Genomic DNA, 21,716 nt, shown 5'->3' on the forward strand with positions numbered 1-21,716 from the left:
ATGGAAATAACCTTAATTGGAGTGGAGGGCATGCCCCTGGTGGGGGAGGGTGATGACATAGCATGTCTCATCATCAATGCCCTAAGAGGGACCGGTGAAGATCTCCTTGATGGCGACATAATCGTGATCGCAGAGACAGTAGTGTCGAAGGCAGAGGGCAACATAATAGACCTTGAAGGAATCGAACCATCCTCCAGGGCGCTGGATATGGCAAAGAGAACCGGTAAGGACCCATCACTCGTTGAAGCGATCCTGGGGGAGTCCAGTGAAATAATCAGGATCGGCCATGACTTTATAGTCTCTGAGACCCGCCACGGTTTTGTGTGTGCAAACGCCGGTATTGACGAGTCCAACGTTGACGATGGCCTTGCAACACCCCTCCCAGTTAACCCAGATGGGAGTGCAGAGAGGATTCTGAAAACACTGAAGGAGGCCACCGGAAGGGAACTTGCCGTCATAATATCTGACACCCAGGGAAGGCCCTTCAGGGAGGGCGCTGTAGGGGTTGCTGTGGGTGTCGCGGGTCTTTCACCCCTATGGGACCGGAAGGGTGAGACGGACCTCTATGGGAGGAGCCTTCAGACAACGAGGGTTGCAGTTGCAGATGAACTTGCAGCTGCGGCATCCCTTGTAATGGGTCAGGCAGATGAAGGCGTACCAGCCGTTATTATCAGGGGTTACCCCTGGGGGCACCTGAGATCCTCTGGAGGCATCAAACCACTCTTAAGGCCAAGGGAAATGGACGCTTTCAGGGACTGATCCAAGGTAGGAATGAAAATTGCCTTTTGGGAGTTAATCAATGATAACTGTTCTATCAGGAGGTACAGGAACACCTAAACTGCTGCAGGGGCTCGTCAGGGTCGTTGATCCCGAGGAGATAACAGTTATAGTGAACACAGTTGAGAACGGCTACTTTTCCGGAGTTTATGTAGCCCCTGACATTGACACGGTTCTCTACACCCTCGCGGGTATCATCAATGAGGAGACATGGTATGGTGTGGAGGGTGATACCTTCATCACCCATGAGGCCCTCAGGGAACTCGGATGCCCTGAACTCCTGAGGATAGGGGACAGGGACAGGGCATTTAAGATACAGAAGACCATCCTCATGGGGGAGATGCCCCTTCACAGGGTGGTTGAGGTACAGTCCAGGGCCCTGGGAGTTAAATCAAGGGTTCTGCCCATGAGCAATGAGGAATCTGACATAGTGATAGTCACCGACGAGGGTGATATGGAGTTCCATGAGTTCCTTGTTGAGCGGAGATCTGAACCGGCTGTCATTGATGTGAAATTCAGCAGGGTTAAACCCGCCCCAGGTGTACTTGATGCCATTGAATCGGCAGACATGGTTATACTTGGCCCATCAAACCCTGTCACATCCATAGGGCCAATCATACAGATGGAGGGGGTCGTTGATTCACTCAAAAGGGTGAATGTATCTGCCGTATCCCCCTTTACTGGCGGGAGACCCTTCAGCGGTCCAGCCGGCAAATTCATGGAGGCTAAGGGCTATGAGGCCTCAAGTCTCGGTGTTGCAGAGATCTATGGAGATTTCCTTGACAGGCTGGTAATCGATGAAACCGATTCAGGTCTCAGGGGGGAAATAGAAAAACTAATAAAAGAGGTGACGATAACAAAGACCAACATGAAAAACATAGGGGATAAAATAATGTTGGCCAGAATACTTTTGGGTGAAATATTATGATACAGATGACCTTAATTCAGATAGACAACTATGGGCCATGGACAGTCACACCAACCCCCCGTAATGAGGCTGATCTCCAGATACTGCAGGCAGAACTCTACGCTGACCTTCAGCGCCAGTTCGCTGCCCACCAGGGGCTGGTGTTCTTCACAAGATTCGATAACATGCTTGCAGTTACCAATGGGATGGACCTCGAGGACCACCGCAAGATACAGAAGTCCATAGGCAACAGGTACCCGATAACCGTTAGCATGGGTGTTGGTGCCGCTGAGACACCCTACGATGCTCAGAGGAACGCTTCAAGGGCTCTTCAGAGTCATGGAGGTGCCCAGTCAGAGGAGAGGAAGGAGGTCCTTGCCATTGACGGTCTTGTGGATGAGGGTTACGTGCAGATAGCCCACATCGATATCAACGGCATCACAGAGACAATGACCGATATTGTACCTGCCTATGACACATCCTTCATCGTGAACCGGGTTCAGCACTTCCTGATGAAGAAGCTGATAAATGAGGGAGCCCTTCTCTTCTTCATAGGGGGAGACAACTTCATGTCCCCGTGCAATGGCCTTGAACCTCAGGGGCTTCTACGGATAATCAATGAGATAGATGATGAAATAAACGTGGCACTTAAGGCAGGTATAGGTAAGGCCCCAACAGCCGAGAAGGCTGCTGGCCTGGCTGACCTGGCCCTCGAGGAGATAAGGGGCGGCTTCACCTATGACCTTGTCCATGTGATGAAGGAGTAATTGCCCTTTGATGCCTCATAAAATCAGGGTTGCTGATACTATAAGGGTCCTAGCCCCCATGGCAGGAATAAGTGACGCGGAATTCTGTCTGAAGCTTATCCCCTATGGATTCGATATGGTCACCCTTGGAGGTTACAATGCAGATAGAGAAACCTCAAGGGCCGGCAGGCTAATAGCTCAGCGGGGCAGACCTGAATTTGATTTTGACTGTTCTGAACTGAGGTCAATCATCGAGCATGAGGCCTTAAGGATAAGGGAACACTCAGATGTGAGGGTTTCAGTGAATCTCAGGGCCCTTGAACCTGAAAGGATAGTTGATATATCCTCAATTGAGTCTGTAGATGTTGTTGAGATCAATGCACACTGCAGACAGCCAGAGATAACAGAGATAGGGGCCGGCCAGGCGATGCTCCTTGACCCTGAATTCCTGGAGGACTTCACAGCTGAGGTCAAGGGGAAGGCCAGATCCCAGGTTTCAGTCAAGATACGTGGAAATGTACCTGGAGTTGAAACCGTCATGGTGGTTGAGATGCTGGCTGACATTGGGGTCGACTACATCCACCTCGATGCAATGAAGCACGGGGAGGATCGGGCTGACCTTGAACTCGTATCTACAGTTTCAGAGGTCAAGGGGGACTCCGTCCTCATAGGTAACAACTCGGTGAGGGATCTCGAATCCGCGAGGGCAATGCTTGCAGCCGGAGCTGATGCTGTGTCCGTTGCAAGGGCAGCAATATCCGGCAGACTCGGCTTCGATCTCAGGGAACTTAAATTTAATTCAGACTAAAAATTTAGGAAAATTTTAATAGTCCCTTCATCAAAAGAATATACAGATTCATGTTTACTGACGATGTTAATTCTGGTAGCTGAGGGTGAGCAAATGTCTTTCATAAAGCTGGAAAATGTCACAAAGAAGTTTAAGGGTGTTGAGGTTCTGAGGGATATCAGCGTAGAAATCGATGAGGGCAAGGTTCTGGGCATACTCGGAAGGAGTGGAGCCGGAAAATCAGTTCTCATCAACATGCTCCGTGGTATGAAGGAGTACCGGCCTGACAGTGGCCGCGTGATCTACAACGTCGCCATATGTCCTGAATGCCTTCGAGTGGAGCCACCATCCTTTGATGGCAGGGAATGCTCATGCGGATCAAATTTCGCACTGCAGGAGGTCGACTTCTGGAACTGTGACAAGAAGATATTCTCTGCGGTTAGGAGAAGGATAGCCATCATGCTGCAGAGGACCTTCGCCCTTTACGAGGATGACACAGTAATTGATAACGTCATAAAATCAATGCCCGAAGTTGAATATGAGACAGCCCTCTACCGGGCCCTTGAGCTCCTTGAGATGACCCAGATGAGCCACAGGATAACCCACATTGCAAGGGACCTTAGTGGCGGTGAAAAACAGAGGGTCGTACTGGCACGACAGCTTGCAAAGGAGCCCATGCTCTTCCTGGCCGATGAACCAACAGGTACACTGGACCCCCAGACAGCGGAACTGATACACGACGCACTCATTGAGGGCGTCAAGGACAAGGGCATCACTATGATCATAACCTCCCACTGGCCAGAGGTTATGAGCGACCTCTCAGACTACGCCATATGGATCGAGAAGGGTGAAATTGTTGAGGAGGGAGACCCCGATGCAGTGGTCGCCAAGTTCATGGAACAGGTACCCGCCCCTGAAAAGGCCAAGGAATTCGAACAGAAGAACCCCATAATAAAGATGATTGACGTCAAGAAACACTACTACTCCATTGACAGGGGTGTTGTTAAGGCAGTTGATGGCGTTAACCTCACGGTCTATGAGGGAGAGATCTTCGGTGTTGTGGGCCTCAGCGGGGCAGGGAAGACAACCCTCTCAAGGATAATAATAGGCATCACAGAGCCCAGCAGCGGGAAGGTATGTGTCAGGCTCGGTGATGAATGGATTGACATGACAGAGAAGGGTCCCCTCGGCCGTGGCCGTGTAACACCCTACCTTGGGATACTCCACCAGGAGTACAGCCTCTACCCCCACAGGGATGTCCTTGGCAACCTCACAGAGGCCATAAGTCTGGAGCTTCCAGCTGAATTCGCCAGAATGAAGGCTGTATATGTCCTGAAGGCTGTCGGATTCGACGAGAAATACGCCGAGAGCATCCTGAGCAAGTATCCTGATGAGCTCTCAGGTGGTGAAAGGCACAGGGTGGCCCTTGCACAGGTCCTAATCAAGGAGCCCCGCATAATAATACTTGACGAGCCAACAGGTACAATGGACCCCATAACCAGGGTGCAGGTCACAGACTCCATCCTCAAGGCAAGGGAGGAACTTAATCAGACCTTCCTCATAATATCCCATGACATGGACTTTGTACTGGATGTATGTGACAGGGCATCCCTCATGAGGGGTGGCAGGATTCTGAAGACAGGTGACCCCGAGTCAATCGTCGGCGACCTCACACCAGACGAGAAGAGCAAGATGCTCAGGGAGTAGATAACCCCCCTGATCTGGGACAATTTATTACCAAAATTATTTATTAAACTGTAATTAAAGGCATTAAAAGTATCTGTCAACCATGACGTCTTATTAATTGAATAAATATAATTAATAAAGGAGGACTTTGTTTGGTATGGAGCGATGCACCATCCCATGTTTGCAGGGGTGGTGATAAGAGGGCACTCACCTTCTGCTGCCCACCGGTTAAACCCTGCCCCATAATGATAGCCCTTGAGGAGGCAGGACTCACACCCCAGGATTACATTGAAATCAAGGAGTCATTCGCAAAGAGAACAAGGCTCGGCGAGGGCCAGGGGACATGCTTCGGGTCCCTGGTATGGTGCTGCAAGCCATCAAAACCATGCCCCCTCAGGGACATGGCCATGAAGAGGATAAACATGACCACAGAGGAGTACATGGAACTCAAGAAGAAACTCTCCGAGGAACTCGTGGGCACATCAGCACCTGACACCGAGAGCGTGAAGGCCCTGGCAGATGCATTCCATGTAACCCCCGAGGAGGCCATGAAGGCCCTTGAGGAGGCAGGCAACGACCTCAGGACTGCGATGAAGATACTGAGAATGAAGTCCCTCTGACGGATGATATGATGTCCCTCACACCCCTCTACATAGACATGGATGGTAGAAGGGTCCTCATCGTAGGCTCCGGTGCGGTGGGGAGGAGGAGGGCTGAGAGATTCCTTGAGGCGGGAGCAGAGGTAGCTGTTATAGGCACATCAGAAATTGAGGGAACCATCCATGCAGGTAGGGATAACCTTGAGTACTGGGTGGACTGGGCTGACCTCATTGTGGCTGCAAGTGCAGATGAGGACCTGAATGAGAGGGTAACCCGTCTTGCAGATGGTAAACTACTAAACCGGGCAGATGAACCCTCAAGGGGCAATGTTGTGGTCCCTGCCACCTTCAGCATTGGAGATGTTTCAGTCTCGATCTTCACAGGGACAAGGAGCCCCCTAATGGCAAGGTATCTGAGGAAGAGGATCCAGGAGGCCATCAACCCTGAGGACCTTCTCATGATCGAGGTCCAGGACAGGGCCAGGAGGGTTCTAATGGCGGAGACATGTGATCACAGGGAGAGGCGCCGCATACTCTATGAAATTTCTGAGGATCCCCTGGTGAAGGAGATGATTGAAGGGGGAGACCTTGATGGGGCAATTGAAAGGGCTGAAATCATAATCAGGGATATGGTGGGGGGTTGCAGGTGATTCTCAACATAAGGCTGGACCACAAGACATCCGATGTGAAGACCATGGAGTCCTCCCATGAGAGGATGCAGGCACTTGTGGATGAACTTGAGTCCCTGGGAGTTGTGATGGAGAAGGTCCCGATAAGGACCTGCAACCGCATCGAATACTACATTTTAGTCAGGTATATACCTGAAGGATTTGACTTCGATGGATTTACAGTTGAAGGGGACGAAGATGCCCTCCGTCATATCCTTAGACTTGCATCAGGTCTTGAATCCATGATAATAGGGGAGGACCAGATACTCGGCCAGATAAAGGCTGCAAGGGTTCAGGCCCTACGTGAGGGGACCTGCGGCCCGGTCCTTGACATGGTGTTCACCAAGGCAGTCCATGTGGGGCAGACAGTCCGGAGGAAGACTCAGATAAACAGGGGCTCTGTTTCCATAGGATCAGCAGCGGTTGACCTTGCAGAATCCATACAGGGGGATCTGAAATGCAGGAAGGTCCTTGTCATAGGGGCCGGTAAAATGGGGACCCTGGTTGCAAGGGCACTTGCAGAGAAGCACCTCAGCGCAATCATGGTGGCCAACAGGACCTATGAGAGGGCCTACCAGCTGGCGTGTGAACTCGGTGGGGATGCTATACACTTCGACAGACTCAACAGGGCCCTCAGGGACGCGGACGTCATTATAAGCGCCACAGGATCACCCCACCACATACTGACCCGTGAACGTGTCAGGGATGCAATACCACCAGAGAGGAGATCATCCGTGGTCATGGTGGACATAGCCAACCCACGTGACATAGAGGAATCAGTGAGGGAACTTGGCATCAGACTCTTCACAATCGATGACCTCAGGGGTGTGGCGGAAGAGAACCGGAGAAGGAGGGAGGCCGAGGCGAAGGAGGCTGAAAGAATTGTTGAAAGTGAACTTAAGCTCCTCCTGAGTTCCCTCAAGCACCTGGAGGTTGAACCACTCCTTGCAGAGGTGAGGGGTAACATGGAGTTAATCCGGAGGCGTGAGGCTGAAAGGGCCCTTAATAAGATTATGAACTCCTCTGACCCTGAGAGGGTTATTGATGGTCTCAGCCGGTCCATAGTGGATAAGATATTCCATGATATAGCCATCAGTATCCGTGAGGCGGCTGAGAGGGGTGATGATAACTTTTTGAGCATGTGCGCGGAACTCTTTAACTGCAGGAATCTAAAATAAGTATTCTTAAATGAAATTCTTTATGTGTGGTCTTAGAAGGCTCTCTAAATAAAAAAATTTTTTCAGGCAAACATGTGTTTGGGTTCGCCTGAGACCTTACGCTCCTTAAGGGCGTACTCTATGTGTTCAGGCCTAACAGATTCACTGTCCTCTGCTATGGCCCTGTGGAGGGCTGTCTTAAGAACCCTGTCCTTTATATCCCTCCCGGACATTCCTCTGGTGAGCTTTACAAGTTTGTCAACAGGAAAATCAACATGGAGGGGCATGGTTTCGATGTACTTCTCAAGCATCAGTCTTCTCTCATCATCATCCGGCAGCTTGAACTCAATTTCCTCTTCAAAACGGCTTCTTATGGCCTTATCAAGTAGTTCAGGGTTGTTGGTGGCCCCTATTGTTACAACGCCCCAGTTCTGGTTTATACCATCCATCTCTGTCAGTAGGGCGTTTACTACCTCTGATACGTCTCCACGGAGGGACTGATATCTCCTGTCAAGGCCAATGGCGTCCATTTCATCTATGAATATGACTGAGGGGGCTGTCTTTGATGCGAGTTCATATAGCTCATGTATCTGTCTTGCACCATCACCCACATGTTCTCCTATGAGGCTCGTGGCCTTTATGAGGTAGAGGGGGACCTTCAGTTCATTTGCAAGGGACTTTGCGAGCATGGTCTTACCTGTCCCAGGGCTTCCATGGAAGAGGACGTTCCTGGGCGCCCAGTCCCTGAAGCGGTCAGGATCTTCAAGGTACTTCATGATTATCCTGCATTTTATCTTGGCGTCCTCCTGTCCGATGACGTCATCCATGGTGATGCTGCTTCTGATCTCATGGAATTCCTCCCGCTCGTTCTCGAGGAGTATTATTGAGGTGTTTCTGGTTATCTTTGAGCCGTCAGGATGGGCCCTTATTATCTTGAAGGCATAATCTGGGAGAAGTTTCTGGTCAAATAGGTATGAACCCTCAGCTGCCCTGAAGCCCTCCCACTGGTCCCTGGCGTATATCTCAAAGAGCTCCTTGTTAACGGCGTCTATCCTTGGAGCATCCATGAGGTTGCATACAAAGGGGTATCCAACTGGCTGCAGCACAACAAGTTTCGCCTCCCTTTCAGGGTCTGATGTCTGCACTGGAAACTTTTTATCGGATACCTGGGGGTCATAGATTATATTGTTGAATTTCACCACATCACCTGTTCTTCAGAAACAAATTCTGATACTGTGACATATTTCAGAAATAAACTCATCATAGATAAATTGTGCGCGTGGCTGTATAAACCTTTAGGTTTTCAGAAAGATAGATAATTGTGTGCATGGCTTAATGAGTCACCTACCCCCTTACCTATTTTCGAAGCTCTATTCTCTCTTCAGGTATTCATTGGCTCACGACTCAGGGAGACTTGATGAGATCCCTTGGATACAAGCTCTATTCTCTCTTCAAGTATTCATTGATGATGGCCTTTATTTTCATGGCATCAGCGTCCTTCATGGGTGTCTCTGAGATTATGGTGGCTTCCCAGCCGCCATCTACAAGAACTTCTATGAGGGGTTCTACTGGAGGCCCGTAGCCCTCGGAGAGGCTGTGATGCTTCCTCTCCCCGGCGTCGGTGTACTCTATCCCTGTGAAGTGGCAGTGAAGTTGATGGGATCCGAGTCTTGACTCGACCCTGTCAAGTATCTCCATGTAACCTCTGGCGTCCCTTATACATCCACCACCCCTTGCATGTATATGTGCGAAGTCTATTGTGGGCATGACCTCATCGAATTCCTCTGAAAGCTTTATTATCTCATCGAGGCTTCCCACCTGTGACCTCTTACCGGTTGTCTCGGGTGCGAGTGTGAATTCCCTGATCCCTGCACCATGGAGGCGTTCAATGAGCTCACCAAGCGCCCTCCTGCATAGATCGAGGGCCCCTGCTTTTCCCTGTTCACCATAGAAACCCGGGTGGAATACGATCCTGTAGGCCCCCATCAGTTTCCCTGTAACTACACAGTCAAATAGGCGTTCAATGGATTTTTCAACGGTCTCCTTCTTGGCCGATGAGAGGTTTATATAGTATGGTCCGTGCATCGAGACAAGAACATCATTCTTCACTGAGTTTTCATGGATCCTGACCGCGTTCTCGTTCTTTAACCTCAGGCCATAGGTTGCCTGGTACTCGTAGGCGTCCAGTCCCATGGCCCTGATCTTGCCGAAGACATTGACTGTGCTCCCACGGTAACCAACAGGGTTACCTGCGGGGCCAACCCTTATCAAAGGCAGCACCACTCCAAAGGGGGGATGATTAGAGGATACCCATGGCCCTGTTGGTCTTCATGATGGACCTCATGTTGTCCTCCTCGAGCTCGAGGAGTGCCCTTATGGCATCCACACTCTCAGGCACAGCATCTGACTCCTGATGGACGGCCTGCATATAGAAGAGTTCCCCGTCAACAACGTTTATTGACTCCTCCCATACAGGTATCTCGAATAGGTCGTTCCTTGACCTTCCAAGTTCCTTGGCATACTCCATTATCTCAGCCGTTGATGCGAGACCCTCGGAGGCCCTGACAAGCATGACCCTGGTGGTCTCATCCAGGCGGGCCTTTATCTCATCGGCCTCAACAGGGTCCTCCAGTTCAACCATTATGTTGTGCTGGTGCATCAGTGTTGTTGGCACCAGGAGGGCCACCGTGTGGATGTTAACACCCTTCATGACGGTCTTGAGGTCCGGGCCATGGTGTGATGGAACCGTTGGGGGGTTTGGTACTATTGCGTTTATCGGCCCCTTTTTGACCTGCACAGGGTCTGCACCCCTCCTCACCATAACAGCCCTTACCTTCTTTATGCCACAGAGGTCATCAATGGGCTTGAGGGTTCTGCAGAGTCCTGTCGTGTTGCATGAAACCACACGGGTATAGTCTGCTCCAAGTGATTCCTCATAGTTTGCAAAGGAGTTGAAGGATAGTCCTATGGCGTCGTGTTTTTCACCGCCCTGAAATATGGCCTTTATACCCTTTTCCCTGTACATTTCAAGGTTCTTTGCACCTATACCCTCAGGTGTTGCATCGACCACTATATCGGCTTCCTCCAGCATCTCCTCCACGGTACCGCTCACAGGTATGCCTGCCTCGTCAAAGAGATTCTCACGTTCAGGGATGCTGATGTAGAGGTCATATCCCTTTTCTATTGCAACCCTTGCCTCAAAATCAGGTTTTGTCTTGCTGACACCAACGACCTTCATGTCGTCCTGGGCAGCTACAGCATCAGCAACTCTCTTTCCTATTGTCCCATACCCGTTAATGGCTACAGATATCATTTAAAAAAACCTCCTATTCCCTGAAAAGCAGTGTTTCCAGGGAAACCTCTTTGAGTTTAATTATTAACTGATACTATTTTTTCATGGATTATTTTATATACTTATCTAAAATGCATTGGCTTGAGGATCCGGGATTAGAGGACCTCCCTGATAATTTTCAGTGTCTTTCAATGCCTTCCTACGGAAAAGGATAGGCAGGAGGATCTTCCAGTGAAAACAGGATTTAGAGAAATGTTTTGAGTTGATGTTTAACTCCAGAAAGAGGTGTGAGGGTATCAGATCAGTGGATAGTTGTTGCTGATATGTTTTCATAGCCGGTGGCAGGTATTATCTGATCCTTGCTACCGGCAATTAAAATAGAAAAGATAATGAATTTAAAATAAAAAATTAGGCTGTCAGGCTACTGGTTTTCCACAGCCTCGAGCTTCTCTGGAAGATATGTGTCCACAACATACTCAAGACCGTATTTTGAGAATGACTGCTGTTCTGCCTTCTTACCGATCTTGAGCATCTTCCTGATCTCTGTCTTCCAGAACTCATCCCTGTACCTTGGGTCGTGGAGAAGCTCCTTGAGCCTCACAACATCGATATCCTTGAGTGGATCAGTTGGAAGGTCATAGTTTATTATGTCACTTGCAGTTACGCCCAGGAACTTTGCATCTGGGGTTGCAAGCTGATGGTTTACATGGGCGAGTTTTGCACTGCCTGAGATTATAACCATGGCGATGTGGAATCCCCATGGGTCTCCGTCGTTGCAGATGTAAACCGGAAGGTTCAGTTCCTCGTTGACCCTCTTGATGAACCTCCTTGTCGCCCTTGCGGCCTGACCCTTCAGCCCCACTATGAGGGCATCGAACTTCTTGTAGGCCTTCTCCTGAACGAGACGGTGGAACATACCCATTGTCTCAACTGCAATGACTCGTTCAACATCATGGTCAACAAATTCAACTTCATCGATGGTTGGGGATATGTTGTAGCCTGATTTACCTGATCTGAGGGCGTCTATTTCTATATCACCCTCACGGACGGTCAGGGCTCCGTAGACAGAGGCCCCATCCTCCTCGGGCATCAGGCCGAGTTCCTCCCTGGTCATACCCAGGGTAACCTCAAGGTCCTCTCCAACGATGTTGGACTCCTGCTGGTCTGCAAAGTCCACCTCCCACCCCTCGGAGATGTAGTAGAGTTCCCTGAGGGTGGCTGTTTTCTCCCTTGCAACGAGGTCCTTGCAGAAGTTGGCTGTGTAGAGCATCTGCCCTATCTTCTTGATCTGCTTAACGTTACCCATTGAACGTGTACCGTAGCGGTCCCCAAGGACGTAGTGCCTCTTATCTTCATCGTAGATTATGTTGGATGTACCCCTTGAGGGGACCTTTATCCTGGGGATCCTACCACGGGTCACATCATCGAGTATAACGTCTCCAAGACTTTTGAGTTTGTTAATGGCTATCTCTCTTCTATTCATTCAGTGATTCCCCCAGAATTTCAAGTTTCGCCCTTCTTGTAACTGTGTCGAGCAGTTCTCTGTAATCTGGTTCTTCCCTCTCTGCAAGGAGAGCGGCCTGCTTTATGATTACGGGCACATAGGTCTCAAAGATCTTTGCCCTCTGGGCCTCCTCCTTGGCGGCCTTCTTCTTCCTGAGGTACTTGTAGAGCTTCCTTGCAACTATCATGGTGGCCTGCCTGATCTCTCCGAGTATCTCGGGTTCAGGTGACACACTCTGTTTACCGGTTGATAGGTAGGGGACGTTGGTTGACACCACATTGACGAATATGCTTATGGGTGCATTTTCAAGGTCCCTTATACCGTAACGCCTCCAGTCGAGGCTCTTAACGCCCTCTGTTATTGCGCAGCTTCCGGCGTCGAAGGTGAGGGGTACCCTGTTGGCGAACCTCATTATCTCAGCCTTCCTCTGATCACCGACCAGTCTTCCTGAGTTTCCACCGTAGGCGATACCCGCCTCAACTATGAAGGCTATACCCCCACGGTAGGTCTTTGGTTTCCTTGTTACCGTGGCTGTGAACTCTGGCTGGAGTATCTCCTTCATACCCTTCTCAATCTGTTCCTCTCCTATGGGTATGAGGCCTGAGGTTGGTGGTGACATGAACTTCATCTTCTTGAAGGCTTCAACTATCTGCTCTGCCTCCTCCCACTTCATGTCCTTTGGTCTTTTGTTGAGGTCTATTCCTGTAAGTTCCTCCAGTTCCTTGATCTTCTTGGAGGACATCCTTGACAGGTTGCTTGTCAGCATGCTCCTGAATCGCCTTTTATCGGTGTGTTTTGCCATGAATATGAGGTCATCGGCGGTGACACCCCCCGGGGGGGGGGGGACCTCCTTGGGCATTGGGGGGATGACGTCTGACGCCCTGTTGAAGACGTAACGGTTCCCTGTCGGGTCATTGAATATTATCCTTGCATGGGGGTTGGCTATCATTGTCCTCCTTATGTACTCGTAGGCTCCCTGTTCTGAGAGTGAGTAGGAGACGTCCTTGAAGTGGAGTTCTATGCAGACACCGGTACCATCGACTTCGACCTCCTCCTTTTCGAGTATGAGGCCCTGGTTCTTTTTAACGTCCATCTTGAGGGTCATTTTGACTCCCTTGAGTTCTCCGTTTTCCATTGTACCCGAGATGACCTTCACGGGTTTACCTGTGGTCATCTGTGATAGAAGCACACAGCCACTGCATCCGAGTCCCTGCTGTCCCCTGGACTGGATGTTCCTGAACTTTGACCCTGCGAACATGGTACAGAAGACCTTTGGGATGTACTTTTCAGGTATACCTGGCCCGTTGTCCTGGTGTCTAAGTATGTAGTGGTCCTTCCCTATCCTCTTGAGGTCTATTTTGATTTCAGGGAGTATACCTGCCTCTTCGGCAGCGTCAAAGCTGTTGGTTATGAGTTCGTGGAAGACTATTGTGAGTGACCTTATTTTCCCGGTAAAACCAAGCATCTGCTTGTTTTTTCTGAAGAATTCTGAGGGGGTGAGTTCCTGGAATCCTTCATCAAAGAGATCCAAAGCTTGCCTAGCCAAAAATTCGCCTCCTTTAAAGATTTTTTCATGGGATTAATACATGGGGACTGCCATGTTCATATCTATATATGTGTAATTCATGGCATATAAACTTATACTCCTATATGTAACTATTACAGAAGATGCAGTTTGGAGGGTATCATTAGAATAATTGAAGTTAAAACCCATAAAAATTAGGATTATGGTGGAGTTTACATTAATTTAGCGCCTTCCTGAAACTCCTTCATTTTCAGTTCCTGCTTCTTCTTTTCAAGAAATGCGTACACAGATTTGTGCCTTGCGCCATTAAGTATCATTTCAACGGCTTCCCTGGCAACAGCAAGTTTCTCAAATTCTCCTATGAGCGAGACTGTCTTGCCGTAGACCGATATGTCCACTCCTGTCATGTCGTGGATTATGCGTCTTGTTATCCCTTCACGGCCGATTACACGACCCTTCTGCCTTGCAATGGCCTTCTTGGATTTACCGACATAGTCGGTTATCTTGATGACGTCCAGGGCTACATCGTCATCAAGGAGCCTCAGGGCAACCTCCGGGTTGAAACCCCTCCCTATGGCCCTTACAATGTGTCTGGCCTTCCATGGTGAGAGCGGGTCATCAAGTTCATCCTGTGGTATGAGAGTAACTGCACCGGTTTCACTGTCAATCTCCAGTTCAGTCTGGGTCAGGCGCTCTATCTTTGCCTTAACCTCACCATTTTTGCCTATTAAAACTCCAACCCTCTCACGGGGTATTTTAATGTATTCTTCGGCAGGCATTTCATTCACCTCAATGAAATAAATAGTTTATGGATTATATTTTCCTGGTTATTATGATTCTGATGATTATCAGGGGCTTCGTGTCCATGATTCACTGTTTATTACCTGGCAGGGACCTCCACCATCATAATGGTCTTTGCATGTATATATGTTACCTTATTCCCCCCGGGGGCTGTCTGTTATAATTTACTTTCCAGTTATCCTTTCCCTCATATAATCTGCACTTACAGAAACCCCTATCCTCCTGAAGTCACGTACCATGTTCTCTATGTCCCTTTCAAGGAGTTCGCCGGCAAGGGGATGTTCGAGTACCATTGCCTGGGATACATCTATTATTACGGGTTCACCGCAATGGTTGAGTATGTTGAAGAATGATAGATCCCCATGCACAAGTCTGGCCACATTATAGAGGCGGTACATGTATTCAAGTATTGTTTCAAGGGCTTCCTCGGGGTCCTCGGGTGGGGCGTCCCTCATGGTGGGCGCTGGAACCCCATCTTCCCCTATGAATTCCATTAGGAGCACATTGTCCCTTGCAGTGACGGGTTCCGGTACACGGACCTCTGCCTCAAGGGCCCTCTTAAGGTTCCTGAATTCCTTGTTAACCCATGCCTGGACCAGCTGCCGCCTGTTAGTTGTCCTGACCTTGAATCGTGGGTCCCCCTGGATGTAGTACTGCATCTTCTTGAAGTCGGATGTGGCCACCCTGTAGATCTTGACTGCAACGAATTCATCGGTGTCTGTGATGCCCTTGAAGACATTGGCCTCCTTCCCGGTACTCACAGCACCGTTGAGAACAGCAAGGTAACCTGAATTCGCCAGCTTGTAGAGAGTTTTCAGGGTCAGCTCATCAAAGACCTCGCTACCGACCCGGCGGTCCTCAACACCCTTTAATCTTTTAACAGCCTCCATCCGGCCAAGATCAGAATCAACCCTGTTGACTGCCCTGGATTTAAGGGCCCTGATCTCAGGAGCCTTTTCTGTTTCCTGGGGGTCCATTAAAATCAACTTCAGAGTTTAAGGTAACCCTTCCTTTCAAGCCAGTTTGACTCTGTACGGGTGTATCTCCATACGATATCTGCTTTCTCTTCGCTCTGGAATTCCCAGGGCTTAACAAGGACCACGTCCCCTTCACGTATCCATATCCTCTTTTTCATCTTCCCTGGGATACGACCGAGCCTTATATGGCCATCGGCACATCTCACCTTCAGTTTTCCGTGGCCCATTATCTGTTCAACAACTCCAGGTATCTCACCCCTCCTCGGGGTCCTAACACGCCTGACTTCCTGTGTTTGATGTCCTCTACTCAAATACTCTCCTCCTGATTTTCGTTGGTTAACTTTGATTTTAATGGAATTGGATATCCAGCAATCAAAGAAATAGACATTATAATTTATTACCCATGCAGATATAAATAAATTGCTCAGGAGACTAGATTCGCGGTGATTTGATGGGTGTTGAATTTCTTGAGATAATCGATCTGGATGATGCCAGGAGAATAACAGGGAAACTGTTCAATGAACTCTACAGCCAGGGCACTGAAACCGTTGATATACTGGATGCTGCTGGAAGGGTGCTTGCTGATGACACTGAAAGTCCGCTGGACCTCCCACCCTTTGACAGGGCCTCCAGAGACGGCTACGCTGTGAGGGCTGAGGACACCTTCGGGGCGGACGAGGAGAACCCTGCCACCTTGAGGTGCATTGAGACCGTTGAGGCTGGATCGGTACCTTCCCTTGAGGTCGCTGAGGGGTTGTGCACAAGGATAAGTACAGGGGCTCCTGTACCTCAGGGTGCAGATGCTGTGGTCATGGTGGAGTATACTGAGGAGGACGGTGACCTGGTTTACATCCAGAGGCCAGCGTACCCATCACAGCACATAGCTGCAAGGGGATCTGATATAAGGGCTGGAAGCATCCTCCTCAGGGCTGGAACCCTACTTTCACCCGATAAAATAGCAGCACTCTCAGCTGCAGGGATAACCCGGGTCAATGTGGTTTCAAAGCCATCTGTATATGTTATATCCACAGGTAATGAACTCATTGACCCCTCAGGACATTTAGAACCTGGTAAAATATTTGATTCAAATTCTATGGGTCTTTCATCCGCCCTGAAGGAGGCTGGCTGTGCTGTTAAAAATGGTGGTATAGTGAGGGATAACTATGGAGAGCTCAGGGATGCCATCCTCAGGGGCCTTGAGGAGGCTGACATAGTCATAACATCCGGGGGGACCTCTGCAGGGCCAGGAGATATACTTTCGGAGGTCCTGGATGAACTGGGCCGGGTGGTTATCCATGGTATCTCAATAAAGCCTGGTAAACCCACCATAGTCGGGGTGGTTGATGATAAAATTGTTGTTGGACTCCCGGGTTTCCCTGTATCAGCACTCATAGTTTTCATGTCACTCATAGAACCATTCCTCAGGAAACTTTCAGGTAAAAAGGCATCATCAGGGCAGGTTAAAACCCTTAAACTTGCAGATAGGCTCCACTCATCAAGGGGCCGTGTTCACTATGCCCTTGTGAGGGTGAATGGTGATTATGCACACCCCATATTCAAGGATTCGGGTGCGGTGGCAGCCCTGGCAGGGGCCGATGGCTACATTGAGGTCCCCAAGAACGTTGAGATCATAGGTGAGGGAGAGGAGGTTGAAGTTGTCCTCTTTGAAAACCGGTAGTTAAAGGATTCACTGTGATTTCCAGTGCAATCACTGGCTCACCTAATATCCCTGAGAATCTTCAGAACATGCTCCCTGAGGCTGCTCATGTCACTGAAGACAGCCTCTCCATCAAGGTTCACCCTGGGCCTCTCCACGAGTATAAGGGGTATGCCGAGTTCAGATGCAGCTTCAACCTTCTCAGGGAGTCCCCCTGTCTCACCACTCTCCTTTGTTATAACGGCACCTGCACGGTATTCTCGCAGGAGGGCAAGGTTCATTTCAGCCGAGAACCTCCCCTGCATTGCTATTATCTGGCTGGCAGGGACACCCAGCTGGAGGCATTTCTCAATGGATGATGTGGATGGGAGTACACGGACAGCGACCCTTTCGGGTTCAAGGGATCTGAGGACATCTCCCAGGGTTGATACACCTGCAAGGTGCATCACCAGCTCATCATCCCCCAGCAGGGACGAAGCCACGTCACCGGCCTCCATGAATGATTTAACCCTTATAACTCCCTCAGGGTTAACCTCGGGCCTCTCGAACCTCACATAGAAGGTTTCAGTGTCCCTGCAGGCCATGAGGGCATTCCCTGTGGCCTGGACTGCAAAGGGGTGGGTGGCGTCAATCAGAAGACGTGCACCAGTTTTAAGTATGAGTTCACTGAGCCCTTCACTGTCAAGGGGCCCTGTAACTGTCCTTGAGGCCCCTGCCTTCTCTGCAAGTTCAGCTCCATGATCTGTTGTCGTGGTCGCTGTCACCTCAACCCCTGGGATCCCTGAGAGCCAGGATATTATCCTCCTGGCGTCCCGGGTTCCCGCCATAACGAGGACAGACAGGGTTTTTTTTCCTGGGGTGGTGTCTTTGGTGTTTTTGCGTGTTCCGGGATTTTGCATGATTTTTTTCTCCGTGGGTGGTGTCTTTGGTGTTTTTCTCATTGATTCCTCTGTCTCTGAATTCATTTTCTTCCATCGACGAATCTCAGTATGGCCTCAAGGATGAGTATCAGTGATGCCACAAGGACTATGAGTACCCAGTCACCCGCTGATAGCGGCACGGTCCTGAATATCCCCTCAAGGGGTGCGATGTAGATCACAAGGATCTGCAGCAGCAGTGATGCCACAACGGCAAGTATGAGGGCCCTGTTTGACAGGCCAGTCCGTGACTTGCAGTTGAACACGTTGAATATCTGGAATATGACGAATACCGTGAAGGCAACAGTCATGGCCCTCTCAATACCCGCCCCTGATGATAGCATGTACATGTAGAGCCCCAGTGTACCGGCAGCCATCACAGCACCTGCGAGGATTATCCTGAGGAGGTTCCTCCTTGGGAGTATCTCCTCACGTTCAGGTTTTCGGAGCATTATATCTGACTCTGGGGGCTCAACACCCAGGGACTGTGCAGGGGGTCCATCCATTATTATGTTGATCCAGAGTATCTGTATGGGGTTGAAGGGGACAGGGAGGTTGATGAGGGAGGCTGATACAATTGTCAGGATGGCTCCAACGTTTGTTGAGAGCTGAAACTTAACAAAACGTCTTATGTTATCAAATATCGTCCTGCCCTCCTTAACAGCCCTGACGATGGTTGCGAAGTTATCATCCTGAAGGACCATGTCGGATGATTCCCTGGCAACATCTGTACCGCTACCCATAGCCACACCTATGGCGGCCTTCTTGAGGGCCGGGGCGTCGTTAACCCCATCACCGGTCATTGCAACAACGTGGCCCCTGCCCTGGAGGGCCTCAACTATTCTGACCTTCTGCTCAGGGAAAACACGTGCATAGACCCTGACATCCTCAACGATTTCATTGAACTCCTCGTCACTGATCTCATCAAGCTCCCTCCCTGTGAGGGCCATACCGTTATCCATGAGTCCCAGTTCACGTGCTATGGCGACAGCGGTATCCCTGTGGTCCCCTGTAATCATAACAACCTTTATACCAGCTCTCTTACATGTTTCTATGGCCTCTGCGGCCTCCTTTCTGGGCGGATCCATCATACCAACAAGGCCGACGAAAACAAGGTCCTTCTCCTCATCATCCCCATCAGGGAGTTTCCTGTATGCCAGTGCAAGCACCCTCAGGGCCCTTGAGGTCATATCATTGAGGCGGGAGAGCCACCTTTCCACTTCTTCATCGGTAAGTTCCTCAACACCTTCCCCGCTGTCGATGTAACGGCACATTCTTAGTATTATCTCGGGGGCGCCCTTCACCAGGAGGTAGCGCCCATCCTCCAGCTGGTTTATGGTGCTCATCCTTTTCCTTGTACTGTCAAGGGGTATCTCTGCCAGCCGGGGGTACTTCCTTTCGAGTTCATCCCGCAGGTAACCCTTCTCAGCCGCGAAGCTAAGTATGGCGGCATCCGTGGGGTCCCCGATCACCGCCCCATCTGATACCGTGGCGTTGTTACAGAGGGCGCATACCTTGAGGGCCATTTCAGGGGATGTGAGCTCTGATTCCCTCACGGTCATCCGGTTGTGGGTGAGTGTACCTGTCTTGTCTGTGCAGATCACCGAGCATGACCCGAGGGTCTCAACTGCAAGGAGCCTCCTCACTATGGCGTTGCTTTTGGCCATCCTCTGCATTCCAAGGGCAAGGGTCAGTGTGAGTATTGCCGGCAGCCCCTCAGGTACAGATGCGACTGCAAGGGAGACTGCTGTCATGAAGGTGTCCACAAGTGGCAGCCCGCGGAGGAACTGTATTGCAAACACCAGGGCACATACTAACACAGCTATGAGGCCTAGGCTCTTCCCGAGGGAGATTATCTTCTCCTGGAGGGGTGTTTTGCCCTCATCCGCCTGTATCATCCTGGCTATTTTACCCATTGATGTCTCCATGCCTGTGGCTATCACAGCCCCCTTACCTCTTCCTGAGACAACGTGGGAGTCCATGAATGCAATAACATCCCTCTTATCTTCAGGGTTTTCATGGGTCTTACGGACGGGTATTGATTCGCCGGTTAGGGCTGATTCGTCTATCCGGAGATCATAGGTTTCTATCAGCCTGAGGTCGGCAGGTACATTGTCTCCCTCCTCTATGATCACTATGTCGCCTGGTGTGAGCTCAGAGGCAGGGATCCTCATGGTCTCACCATCCCTTACGACCACAGCCTCTGTCGATACCAGACCCTTGAGTTTTTCCATGGCACGCTCTGCACGGTACTCCTGAATGAAACCAACGGTGGCGTTCACAACCACAACAAAGAGGATAACTGCGGAGTCAAGGACGTCACCCACAAAGTAGGATGCAGCTGCAGCCACAATGAGGAGTATTATGAGTATGTCCATGAACTGGCTGAGGAAGAGCTTCAGTGGACCTGCCTTTTTCTCCTCAACAAGCTCGTTCCTACCGTACTCTTCAAGCCTCCTCAATGCCTCTTCTCGGCTTAAACCATTTCTGGACGTTTTAAGTTCCTTTAAAACTTCATCAACACTCATATCAGCCCATCTCATTTTGAACACGTCTTTAATCTTTAATTAACCCTTCATTGATAAGTTCATTTTCTGTTTAAGTCCAGTCATTTTTGAACGTTGTTCTTATATCTGTTCAATGCTGCTTCAGTAACATTATCATATCCATCTCAGTAAATAAATAAAATATAGGTGCTCAGAACTAACTCAGGTATTTCAGGGTACCTATCCTCCCATTCATGGGGATCTATCGGCTGTGGCTTGAGGCAGGTATTCATAGCCATTCATGGGGATCTATCGGCTGTGGCTTGAGGCAGGTATTCATAGAAGTAGGTCCTGCCATAGTTCACAAGCTTCATCTTCCTTTCAGTTACAATATCCTCCCCTGTGAGGGGTTTGATTATTAGCCGGGCACCCACGGCATTGGCGACCCTCATGAGGGGGCTGTGGATCTCTCCAGGTGGTCTTATGGAGTATATTACTGAGGCCCCCCTGTATAGATCCATCCTTGGGGACGTGATATCATCACATACAATTCCCCCATGGGAAGGTTTAATATCTGTAAGAACCAGATCAACTTTTGAATGTTTCCTGATGTAATCTGAAACATAGAGGAACCTGCCTGCACCGACCTCAACAACCCGGGTTCCCGGCCCTGAGCACCTGATTATGTAAACTGCAAGATCCTTCCACATTGATACCACGGAGATAGAGATGATAATAAGAGAGTTCAGACCACAGGACCTTAAGACGGTTCTTAAGATTGAAAGGGACTCCTTCACGGACCCATACCCTGCCCACCTCCTCAGGGATATCTACAACCTTGGAGCAGGCTTCCTCGTGGCCCAGGTGGATGGGAGGGTCGTTGGATTCATAATATTCTGGATCCGTTTTGAGGATGAGGGTCATATTATCTCACTTGCAGTTGATAAAGATTACCGCAGGAGGGGTGTTGGGGCGGCACTGGTCATGGCAGCCATAAGTATATTTGAAAAATTTCACATTAAAAATATTAAACTGGAGGTAAGGGCAAGAAATACGGGGGCCATAAAATTCTACCGGGCCCTTGGCTTCAGTGAGGAAAAGATAATAGAGAACTATTATGAGGATGGAGAGGATGCTGTGGTCATGAGGATGGATCTCCAGACTGATTCGCTCCATGGCAAGGAATATCGGCCATTCTAATCTAATCAAAGGAAATCAGGATCATGGTGG

Annotated in this window: 21 protein-coding genes; 10 read left to right on the forward strand and 11 right to left on the reverse strand. The window is 49.8% G+C overall.

Annotated features, from left to right (window positions below):
* From DNK57_RS06060 to hemA, 8 genes are all read left to right on the forward strand, one after another.
* Positions 1-759, forward strand: coding sequence for a coenzyme F420-0:L-glutamate ligase (locus DNK57_RS06060; protein ID WP_192962104.1), 759 nt, complete (start codon positions 1-3; stop codon positions 757-759).
* Between the two features lie 40 nt (positions 760-799).
* Positions 800-1,705: a 2-phospho-L-lactate transferase gene (cofD, locus tag DNK57_RS06065; protein WP_192962105.1), complete on the forward strand. Its 906-nt coding sequence runs from the start codon at positions 800-802 to the stop codon at positions 1,703-1,705.
* Positions 1,702-2,451 (forward strand): GTP cyclohydrolase III, encoded by a 750-nt coding sequence (locus tag DNK57_RS06070; protein ID WP_192962106.1) that lies wholly within the window; start codon positions 1,702-1,704, stop codon positions 2,449-2,451. Before cofD ends, DNK57_RS06070 begins: the two co-directional genes overlap by 4 nt.
* A 10-nt stretch (positions 2,452-2,461) precedes the next feature.
* Positions 2,462-3,238: an MJ0144 family RNA dihydrouridine synthase-like protein gene (locus DNK57_RS06075; protein WP_320056874.1), complete on the forward strand. Its 777-nt coding sequence runs from the start codon at positions 2,462-2,464 to the stop codon at positions 3,236-3,238.
* Between the two features lie 93 nt (positions 3,239-3,331).
* Entirely contained in the window at positions 3,332-4,924 is a 1,593-nt protein-coding gene (atwA, locus tag DNK57_RS06080; protein ID WP_192962108.1) for a methyl coenzyme M reductase system, component A2, read from the forward strand.
* Between the two features lie 131 nt (positions 4,925-5,055).
* Positions 5,056-5,523: a methanogenesis marker 9 domain-containing protein gene (locus tag DNK57_RS06085; protein ID WP_192962109.1), complete on the forward strand. Its 468-nt coding sequence runs from the start codon at positions 5,056-5,058 to the stop codon at positions 5,521-5,523.
* 11 nt (positions 5,524-5,534) lie between these two features.
* On the forward strand, positions 5,535-6,152 hold the full coding sequence (locus DNK57_RS06090; RefSeq protein ID WP_226891100.1) for a precorrin-2 dehydrogenase/sirohydrochlorin ferrochelatase family protein: 618 nt from the start codon (positions 5,535-5,537) through the stop codon (positions 6,150-6,152).
* A complete protein-coding gene (gene hemA / locus DNK57_RS06095; RefSeq protein WP_192962312.1) occupies positions 6,149-7,348 on the forward strand; it encodes a glutamyl-tRNA reductase in 1,200 nt (399 codons plus the stop codon). The genes DNK57_RS06090 and hemA overlap by 4 nt, the downstream gene beginning before the upstream one ends.
* A gap of 62 nt (positions 7,349-7,410) precedes the next feature.
* Here hemA and DNK57_RS06100 read toward each other — a convergent pair whose 3' ends face one another.
* From DNK57_RS06100 to eif1A, 8 genes are all read right to left on the reverse strand, one after another.
* On the reverse strand, positions 7,411-8,526 hold the full coding sequence (locus DNK57_RS06100) for an AAA family ATPase (protein ID WP_192962111.1): 1,116 nt from the start codon (positions 8,524-8,526) through the stop codon (positions 7,411-7,413).
* 241 nt (positions 8,527-8,767) lie between these two features.
* Complete coding sequence (locus DNK57_RS06105) at positions 8,768-9,607, reverse strand: deoxyribonuclease IV (protein ID WP_320056875.1); 840 nt, start codon at positions 9,605-9,607, stop codon at positions 8,768-8,770.
* Between the two features lie 19 nt (positions 9,608-9,626).
* The gene (locus DNK57_RS06110; RefSeq protein WP_192962113.1) at positions 9,627-10,640 is read right to left on the reverse strand and encodes a phosphorylating glyceraldehyde-3-phosphate dehydrogenase; all 1,014 of its coding nucleotides are present in this window, start codon (positions 10,638-10,640) and stop codon (positions 9,627-9,629) included.
* Between the two features lie 400 nt (positions 10,641-11,040).
* Positions 11,041-12,102: a DNA topoisomerase IV subunit A gene (locus DNK57_RS06115; protein ID WP_192962114.1), complete on the reverse strand. Its 1,062-nt coding sequence runs from the start codon at positions 12,100-12,102 to the stop codon at positions 11,041-11,043.
* Entirely contained in the window at positions 12,095-13,669 is a 1,575-nt protein-coding gene (gene top6B, locus DNK57_RS06120) for a DNA topoisomerase VI subunit B (RefSeq protein WP_192962115.1), read from the reverse strand. Before top6B ends, DNK57_RS06115 begins: the two co-directional genes overlap by 8 nt.
* A gap of 191 nt (positions 13,670-13,860) precedes the next feature.
* A complete protein-coding gene (locus DNK57_RS06125; RefSeq protein ID WP_115892039.1) occupies positions 13,861-14,427 on the reverse strand; it encodes a KH domain-containing protein in 567 nt (188 codons plus the stop codon).
* A 186-nt stretch (positions 14,428-14,613) separates the two neighbouring features.
* Positions 14,614-15,426 carry a serine protein kinase RIO gene (locus tag DNK57_RS06130; protein WP_192962116.1) on the reverse strand — a complete coding sequence of 271 codons (813 nt, stop codon included), beginning with the start codon at positions 15,424-15,426 and terminating at the stop codon, positions 14,614-14,616.
* Between the two features lie 11 nt (positions 15,427-15,437).
* Entirely contained in the window at positions 15,438-15,737 is a 300-nt protein-coding gene (eif1A, locus tag DNK57_RS06135; RefSeq protein ID WP_010876635.1) for a translation initiation factor eIF-1A, read from the reverse strand.
* Positions 15,738-15,877: 140 nt separating this feature from the next.
* On the opposite strand from eif1A, the gene DNK57_RS06140 reads away from it, so the two are divergent.
* Positions 15,878-17,104 carry a molybdenum cofactor synthesis domain-containing protein gene (locus tag DNK57_RS06140; protein WP_192962117.1) on the forward strand — a complete coding sequence of 409 codons (1,227 nt, stop codon included), beginning with the start codon at positions 15,878-15,880 and terminating at the stop codon, positions 17,102-17,104.
* 38 nt (positions 17,105-17,142) lie between these two features.
* On the opposite strand, the gene cobK is transcribed toward DNK57_RS06140, so the two are convergent.
* The 3 genes from cobK to DNK57_RS06155 all read right to left on the reverse strand — a co-directional run bounded on the left by cobK (position 17,143) and on the right by DNK57_RS06155 (position 21,196).
* Complete coding sequence (gene cobK / locus DNK57_RS06145; protein WP_264291559.1) at positions 17,143-17,910, reverse strand: precorrin-6A reductase; 768 nt, start codon at positions 17,908-17,910, stop codon at positions 17,143-17,145.
* A 134-nt stretch (positions 17,911-18,044) separates the two neighbouring features.
* Positions 18,045-20,552 (reverse strand): calcium-transporting P-type ATPase, PMR1-type, encoded by a 2,508-nt coding sequence (locus DNK57_RS06150; protein ID WP_192962118.1) that lies wholly within the window; start codon positions 20,550-20,552, stop codon positions 18,045-18,047.
* Between the two features lie 233 nt (positions 20,553-20,785).
* Entirely contained in the window at positions 20,786-21,196 is a 411-nt protein-coding gene (locus DNK57_RS06155) for a UPF0146 family protein (protein ID WP_115892043.1), read from the reverse strand.
* A 19-nt stretch (positions 21,197-21,215) separates the two neighbouring features.
* Here DNK57_RS06155 and rimI point away from each other — a divergent pair, with 19 nt between their 5' ends.
* Entirely contained in the window at positions 21,216-21,686 is a 471-nt protein-coding gene (rimI, locus tag DNK57_RS06160; RefSeq protein WP_115892044.1) for a ribosomal protein S18-alanine N-acetyltransferase, read from the forward strand.
* Positions 21,687-21,716: the final 30 nt, after the last annotated feature.

The organism is Methanothermobacter thermautotrophicus, from assembly GCF_014889545.1.
Taxonomy (GTDB): Archaea; Methanobacteriota; Methanobacteria; order Methanobacteriales; family Methanothermobacteraceae; genus Methanothermobacter; species Methanothermobacter thermautotrophicus_A.